General features: G+C 73.6%; 4 protein-coding genes. 1 reads left to right on the top strand and 3 read right to left on the bottom strand.

All coding sequences use genetic code 11. The features are described from left to right. The 3 genes from ACFTZL_RS39015 to ACFTZL_RS39005 form a co-directional block, all read right to left on the bottom strand. Positions 1-910: VWA domain-containing protein (locus ACFTZL_RS39015; protein WP_382593467.1), on the bottom strand; the 910-nt coding region annotated here is incomplete at its 3' end. Between the two features lie 139 nt (positions 911-1,049). After that, complete coding sequence (locus ACFTZL_RS39010; RefSeq protein ID WP_382593464.1) at positions 1,050-3,485, bottom strand: DUF5682 family protein; 2,436 nt, start codon at positions 3,483-3,485, stop codon at positions 1,050-1,052. A 52-nt stretch (positions 3,486-3,537) separates the two neighbouring features. Continuing rightward, the gene (locus ACFTZL_RS39005; protein WP_382593462.1) at positions 3,538-4,656 is read right to left on the bottom strand and encodes an AAA family ATPase; all 1,119 of its coding nucleotides are present in this window, start codon (positions 4,654-4,656) and stop codon (positions 3,538-3,540) included. 145 nt (positions 4,657-4,801) lie between these two features. Between ACFTZL_RS39005 and ACFTZL_RS39000 the strand changes: the two genes are divergently transcribed. Beyond that, the gene (locus ACFTZL_RS39000; protein ID WP_382593459.1) at positions 4,802-6,157 is read left to right on the top strand and encodes an SWIM zinc finger family protein; all 1,356 of its coding nucleotides are present in this window, start codon (positions 4,802-4,804) and stop codon (positions 6,155-6,157) included. Positions 6,158-6,372: the final 215 nt, after the last annotated feature.

The raw sequence follows: 6,372 nt of genomic DNA, 5'->3' as shown, positions 1-6,372 counted from the left end.
GCACGACCACCGTCTCGGCGGGCCGGGTGATCTGCGACTGGCAGTACGTGAGCGCCCGGTTGATGTCCGTACCGCCACCGAGTTGCGTGCCGAACAGCACGTCGACCGGGTCGTCGAGCTGGTCCGTCAGGTCGACGACCGCCGTGTCGAAGACGACGAGTCGCGTGGAGATCGTCCGCATCGAGGCGAGCACCGCCCCGAACACCGACGCGTAGACAACCGATGCCGCCATGGATCCCGACTGGTCGATACAGAGGATGACCTCCTTCTTCGTGGACTGGGACGCCCGCCCGAACCCGATGAGCCGCTCCGGCACGATCGTTCGGTACTCGGGCAGGTAGTGCTTGAGGTTGGCCGCGATCGTGCGGTTCCAGTCGATGTCGTGGTGGCGGGGCCGGCTGATGCGGGCGCTGCGGTCGAGGGCGCCGGTGAGGGTGGCCCGGGTACGGGTGGCGAGCTGCTTCTCCAGGTCTTCGACGACCTTGCGCACGACGGCCCGGGCCGTCTCCTTCGTCGTCTCCGGCATGGCCTTGTTGAGCGACAGCAGCGTGCCGACGAGATGCACGTCGGCCTCCACCGCCTCCAGCATCTCCGGCTCCAGCAGCAGCGTGGCGAGACCGAGCCGGTCGATGGCGTCGCGCTGCATGACCTGCACGACGGAGGACGGGAAGTACGTCCGGATGTCCCCGAGCCAGCGCGCCACGGACGGCGCCGACGCCCCCAGCCCGGCCGAACGGTCCCGGCCCCCCTGCGGCTTCTCCCCCTTGCCGTAGAGCGCGGTGAGCGCCCCGTCCATCGCCGCGTCCTGCCCCGACAGCGCGCATCCGGTGCCGTCCGCCGCGTCACCCCCGAGCACCAGCCGCCACCGCCGCAACCGCTCCTGCGCCGGGTCGGTCACCTCGGTCGTCATCCGTGTCCTCCCCCGCGATGCCGTTCCCAGAGCGGGATCACCGGCACGGTCGTCGTCGGCCGGCCTTCCGCCCGGGGCCCGTTGCCGATGGTGTCCGCCGCTTCCGTCCTCGGAGTCGGCTCCCTCAGTCCTTCGGTCGTCATCCCGTCACCCCCGCCAGGTCGTTACCGGTTTTCTCATCCACCTCATCCACCTCGTCCAGCCCGAGCAGCAGTCGTACGACCGGCAGCACGGCATCCGCGCGCGCCGTGTCCAGCTCGGCCGCGAAGCCGGGTATGCCGGAACCGGCCGCTGCCGAACCGCCCCCGGCGCCCGGCCCGCGCCGGACGAGCTCGCCCAGGGTCCGGCGCACCCCGGGCTCGTACGCCGAGAACGTCCGCCGCAGCAGGGGCAGCACGTCCGTGAAGGCCTCCGCCGGCACCCCGGTCAGCCACGCGTCGACCAGCCCGAGCAGCCGCTCGTCGTGCACCAGGAGCATCCCGCCGCCGGAGCCTCCTCCGACGAAGCCCTCGATCCACGCGGCCGCGTCGGCGGGCGGTGTGCCCGGGGACAGGACGAGCCCCATGAGCAGCGCCGCCTCGTCCTGCGCCAGCTCCCCGTCGTCGAGCAGGAGCCGTACGGCCCGTCCCCGGATCACCCCGGGCACGGTGTCCCGCCCGCACAGCACGCGCAGCACCGACTGCCAACGGCCTCTCAGATCGCCGTGTCCCGTCGTGGGTGCGTCACCCAGGAGCCCCACGGCCCCGTGCACCGCGTCCACATGGCGCCGCATCTCCTCGGCGGCGTCCGCGTCGAGCGCGGCGCAGGCCGGGGGCAGACCGACGAAGACCCGCTCGGCCAGGCCCGCGGCGACCTCCCCCAGAGCCCCGGTGTCCGTGCCGCGCACATCGCCGTAGCGCAGGGAGCGGACCAGCGCCGGCAGCGCCTGGGCGAGATGGCCGACGTCCGTGTCGAGGGCCGCCCGGTCGGCGAGGATCCGCATCACCGTGGGCAGGGCGTCCGGCAGCTCGGCCAGCAGGCAGCGCTCGGCGAGCGCGGTGACATCGGCGAGACCCTGCGCGGCGACCCCGTCCGCCTCGGCCTTCGCGGTCGCGGCGGACAGTACGGTCGTCCCCCACACACCGGCCTCGGCGACCCGCACCGACAGCTCGGGCTCCCAGCGCAGCCGCCAGGTCTCCCGGAACGTGCCCGTACTGCCCCGCGAAGCGGCCGGTTCGCCCCACGCGACGCCGAGCAACCGCAGCCGGTGCAGCAGCCTGCTGCGGCCGGCGTCGGTCTCCTTGCGCAGGTCGAGCTCCAACTCCCGCTCCAGCGCCTCCGGTTTCAGCCGCAGCCTGCGCTGGAGCCGGGCGAGGTCCCGCTGCAACGGAACCGCCGGCGCCGTCGGCGGCACCTCCCCCAGCACGTCCCCCACGACCAGCCGGTCGTGCACCAGCGCCAGCGGTACGTCCGAGCCCTCGCACATCACCGCCCGCACCGCGTCGGTCGTCTCGCTCAGGCCGGGCAGCGGACGGCCGCGCATCGCCGCGAGCGTCTCGGCCAGCCGCACCGCCTCGATGACATGCGCGGAGGAGACGATCCGGTCCTCGGCGCGCAGCAGCCCGGCCACCTTGGTCAGCCACCGCTCGACCGGCCGGTCCGGGGCGCTGAACAGATGCCCGTACCAGCCCGGCGACTCGATGCCGGCCCCGTAGCCACTGATCCGGGACAGCCTGCGGTGGGTCCACGGCACCCACGTCATGTCCGTCTTGACCTTGGGAAGCCCCTTCAGCAGCGCCTTGTCGGCGGCGACGGGCGTCTTCTGCCGCAGGGCGGGCACGTGCCAGGCTCCGCAGACGACGGCCACGCCGTCCTCGAACTCCCGCTGCGCGGCCCGCACCTGGAGCCGCATATAGGCCTCCCGCACCAGGTCCCGGTCGTGTCCCCCGCTGCCGTAGGTCTCGCGCAGCGCCCCCATGGCCTCCTCGAGCACGGTGAACGGCGCGAGCGCGTCCCCCTTTCCCACGCCCCGGTGCTCCACGACGTCCTCCCACCACCGCTCCGGATCGTCGTAGCCGGCGGCTTCGGCGAGCACGCCGAGCGGATCGATCCGCAGGTCGGCGGGTCCGGGGCCCGAGTGGCCGTCGCTGTCTCCGTCGCCGTTGCCCTCTCCGTCGCTGTCTCCGTCGCCGTTGCCCTCTCCATCACTGTCGGTCCCCGTCGCGTCCTCCTGCCTCTCCCAGGCCAGCGTGTGCGTGGCCGGCAGGTCGATGAAGCGGGCCGGGACGTCGTGTGCCAGGGCCCAGCGGATGGCGACCCACTCCGGGGAGAAGTCGGCCAGCGGCCAGAACGACGAGCGGCCGGGTTCGTCCACGGCATGGGCGAGCAGGGCGACCGGAGGCCGCATCTCCTCGTCGGCGGCGAGCGGGATCAGGGCATCGGCCTCGGGCGGACCCTCGATCAGCACGACCCGCGGCCGGGCCTCCTCCAGCGCCGCCCGCACCGCCCGGGCCGACCCCGGCCCGTGATGCCGCACCCCGAGCAGCAGCGGCCCGGCCCCGGCCCTCCCGCCCTCAGCCCTTTCCACGCCTGTCACGCCAACCCCCTCCCCCTCCACACGCACCTCTGACGGCCCCGCCCCGTACCGCTCACACGCTCACCTCACGGCAGGCCCGGTAGAAGTCCTTCCAGTCGTCGCGCTCACGGACGACCGTCTCCAGGTACTCCTGCCAGATGACTCGGTCGGCCGCCGGGTCGCGGACCACCGCGCCGAGGATGCCCGCGGCGACGTCGCCCGGCCGCAGCACGCCGTCGCCGAAGTGGGCCGCCAGGGCGAGTCCGTTGGTGACGACGGAGATCGCCTCGGCCGTGGACAGCGTGCCGCTGGGCGACTTCAGCTTCGTCCGGCCGTCGGCCGTGACCCCGTCGCGCAGCTCCCGGAAGACCGTGACGACCCGGCGGATCTCGTCGAGGCCCTCGGGCGCGGCCGGGAGGTCGAGGGAGCGGCCGATCTGGTCGACGCGGCGCGAGACGATGTCGACCTCGGCCTCGGGGCTCTCCGGCAACGGCAGCACCACCGTGTTGAAGCGGCGACGCAGGGCGCTGGACAGGTCGTTGACCCCGCGGTCGCGGTCGTTGGCCGTGGCGATCAGATTGAAGCCGCGGACCGCCTGCACCTCCTGGCCCAGTTCCGGTATCGGCAGCGTCTTCTCCGACAGGATCGTGATGAGCGTGTCCTGCACATCGGCCGGGATACGCGTCAGCTCCTCGACGCGGGCGGTCATGCCTTCGGACATCGCCCGCATGACCGGGCTGGGCACGAGGGCGTCGCGGCTGGGGCCGTGGGCGAGCAGCCGCGCGTAGTTCCAGCCGTACCGGATGGCCTCCTCCGGTGTGCCGGCGGTGCCCTGGACCAGCAGCGTGGAGTCGCCGCTGACCGCCGCGGCCAGGTGCTCGGACACCCAGGTCTTCGCCGTACCGGGCACGCCGAGCAGGAGCAGGGCGCGGTCGGTGGCGAGCGTGGTGACCGCGACCTCGACGATGCGGCGAGGGCCCACGTACTTCGGCGTGATCACCGTGCCGTCCGGCAGGGTGCCGCCGAGCAGGTACGTCGCGACGGCCCACGGCGACAGCTTCCAGCGGGCCGGGCGCGGGCGGTCGTCCTGCGCGGCGAGTGCGGCGAGTTCGCCGGCGAAAGCGTCCTCGGCGTGCGGCCGCAGCGCCTCGGCACCGTCGGTCTGCGACGTCGGTTCAACGGACACAGGCATGGCTGAGTCCCCCTCCAGCTCGGCCGGTTCGGATCTGGCAACCACGTTGCACCACACCACTGACAATGCGCCCTGACCTGCGAAAACGTCCTGCCGGAGCGGCTCGCGGAGCCGATTGTCAGTGGTGGGATCTACCTTCGATGGCATGACTCAGCAGGGGGTGCGCTGGACGGCGGACCAGGTGCTGGCACTGGCGCCTGACACCGCGTCACGCAAAGCGGGAAGCAAACTCGGCGCGGCGGGTCCGTGGTCCGAGGCGGGGAGTTCCGACGAGGGGACGGTGTGGGGGCTGTGCAAGGGCAGCGGAAGCAAGCCGTATCAGACGGTCGTCGACATCGCGGACGCCTCCGGGCCCGCGTACAAGTGCAGTTGCCCGAGCCGCAAGTTCCCGTGCAAGCACGCTCTCGGGCTGCTGCTGCTCTGGGCGGGCGGCGACGGAGCGGTGCCGTCGGGGCAGGCACCGGAGTGGGCGGGGCAATGGATAGCGGGGCGGCGCAAGCGCGCGGAGGAGAAGAGTTCGGGAGAGAGCCCGGCTTCGCCGTCCGGGTCCGCTGATCCGGAGGCGGCGCGGCGCCGGGCGGAGCGGCGGGCCGAGCGGGTCACGGCGGGTGCGGTGGAGCTGGAGCAGCGCCTGGCGGACCTGTTGCGCGGCGGCCTGGCGACAGCGGAGCAGTCCGGCTACGGCCTCTGGGAGGAGACGGCGGCCCGCATGGTCGACGCCCAGGCGCAGGGCCTTGCCGCGCGGGTCCGGGAGCTGGGGGCGATCCCGTCCACCGGTCCGGGCTGGCCGGTGCGGCTGCTGGAGGAGTGCGCGCTGCTGCATCTCCTCGGCCAGGGCTGGCTGCGCCGCGAGCGGCTGCCGGACGGCCTCGCCGCCACGGTCCGTTCCCGGATCGGCCTGCCGGCCTCCGCGGAGGGCCCGCCGGTGCGGGACCGCTGGCTGGTGCTCGCCCAGTACGACACGACGGACCCACGCCTGACGACCCGCCGGATCTGGCTGCACGGCGCCGGCTCGCACCGCACCGTGCTGCTCCTCTCCTACGGCGCCGCCGGCCGCGCCCCGGAGCTGGCGCTGCCGGTGGGCCTGACCCTGGACGCCGAGATGTCCGCCTACCCGGGCGCCGGGCAGTTGCGGGTGGCCCTGGGCGAACAGTTCGCACCGGCCACGCCCACGGGCATACGTCCGCCGGGGGTAACGACGACGCAGGCGGCGACCCGTTACGGCGACGCCCTGCGCGACGATCCGTGGCTGGAGTCCGTCCCGGTGACGCTGGACCGGGTCGTCCCCACCCCGGACGGCGGCTCCTGGCAGTTGGCGGACGCCGACGAGGACGCGGCGCTGCCGCTCACCCCCGCCGCGCGTTCCCGGCCCGGCCTGTGGCGGCTCGTCGCCCTGTCGGGCGGTGCCCCCGTCAGGGTCTTCGGCGAATGCGGCCACCAGGGCTTCACCCCGCTGACGGCCTGGCCCGAGGGCCCGGGCGACGCGGTGGCCCTGTGCTGAACCGACGGCGGCGGACCGGTCTTTCCGCCCCGACCCGCCCTTCCCATGAATCAGCCAAATCAACGCATCTTTCAGGCATCACGGGACAACCGGTAACGGTGAGGCTTCAACCACTCCCGGGCGCCCCGCGGAAAGGAAGCTCATGACCAGGACCTCCGCTCCTGTGGACGCGCCCGTCACGGGCGACTGGGAGGGGCTCGTCACCACGGCGCTGC

It is taken from the genome of Streptomyces sp. NPDC056948 (genome assembly GCF_042674225.1).
GTDB lineage: Bacteria > Actinomycetota > Actinomycetes > Streptomycetales > Streptomycetaceae > Streptomyces > Streptomyces purpurascens.
Note: the sequence above shows the minus strand (reverse complement) of the source record. Positions and strands in the feature narration are given on the sequence as shown.

Bases quoted from the DNA above. Each gene is read 5' to 3' on its own strand.
- ACFTZL_RS39000 (WP_382593459.1), top strand. From the start codon at position 4,802: ATGACTCAGCAGGGGGTGCGCTGGACGGCGGACCAGGTGCTGGCACTG.
- ACFTZL_RS39005 (WP_382593462.1), bottom strand. From the start codon at position 4,656: ATGCCTGTGTCCGTTGAACCGACGTCGCAGACCGACGGTGCCGAGGCG.